We start from the raw sequence: 837 nt of genomic DNA, 5'->3' as shown, positions 1-837 counted from the left end.
ACATAGATGTTGCCAGCCTGCCGGCATACCCGTTCATAGGTCCGGACGACAATCCATTCATTCCCGTCAAGGATGCCGACCTGGAGCGGCTCGGGGGGTCCATCGGTAAGGTTCGCCTTCCTTTCTGGGGCTGGGCCTGGCTGATCACCGAGCATCAGGACGTGCGGCAGTTGCTGCGGCACCCCGGATTCAGCTCCGATCAGTACAAGCCCGGCTTTCCGGTGCTGAATCCGATTCCGCCGAAGCAGGACGACGCGTCGGGCCTGTTCATCTTCATGGACGGCGACGCGCACAGCCGCCTCCGGCGGATGCTGACCGCGGAGTTCATGATCAAGAACATCCGGCGGATCGAGCCGCTCATCGAGGAGACGGTGATCGAGTCGCTGGAGCGGATGCGCGGGCTCGGCGCTCCCGTCGACCTGATGGCCGAGTTCGCCCTGCCGGTGCCGTCGATGACGATCTGTCACCTGCTCGGAGTCCCGTACTCCGACCATGACTTCTTCCAGCACCACAGCGCCGTGATCATGGACCGGAAGTCCGGCCCCGCCGAGGTCGAAGCCGCCCTCGGCGCGCTCGCCGGACTGCTGGGGGACCTGGTCGAGGCCAAGCGGACCGAGCCCACCGACGATCTGCTCAGCCGGCTCGTGATCGAGCGGGTCGTGCCCGGGGAGCTCCGGAAGGACGAGCTCGTCAGCCTGGCGATGCTCCTGCTCGTCGCGGGGCACGAGACCACCGCGAACATGATCGGGCTCTCGGCGCTCGTGCTTCTCCAGCACCCCGAGCACCTGGCCGCCCTGCGGGAGAACCCGGACCTGGCGCCGGGCATGGTCGAGGAAC

At 66.8% G+C, this 837-nt stretch carries 1 protein-coding gene; it reads left to right on the top strand.

Annotated elements, in window-relative coordinates; all coding sequences use genetic code 11:
* Window positions 1-161: 161 nt before the first annotated feature.
* Window positions 162-837, top strand: a 676-nt coding sequence (locus tag K4G64_RS39370; RefSeq protein ID WP_308122617.1) for a cytochrome P450, incomplete at its 3' end; no start/stop codon positions are given.

It is taken from the genome of Streptomyces sp. WAC04114 (assembly GCF_019733245.1).
GTDB classification, from domain to species: domain Bacteria; phylum Actinomycetota; class Actinomycetes; order Streptomycetales; family Streptomycetaceae; genus Streptomyces; species Streptomyces massasporeus_A.
Note: the sequence above shows the minus strand (reverse complement) of the source record. Positions and strands in the feature narration are given on the sequence as shown.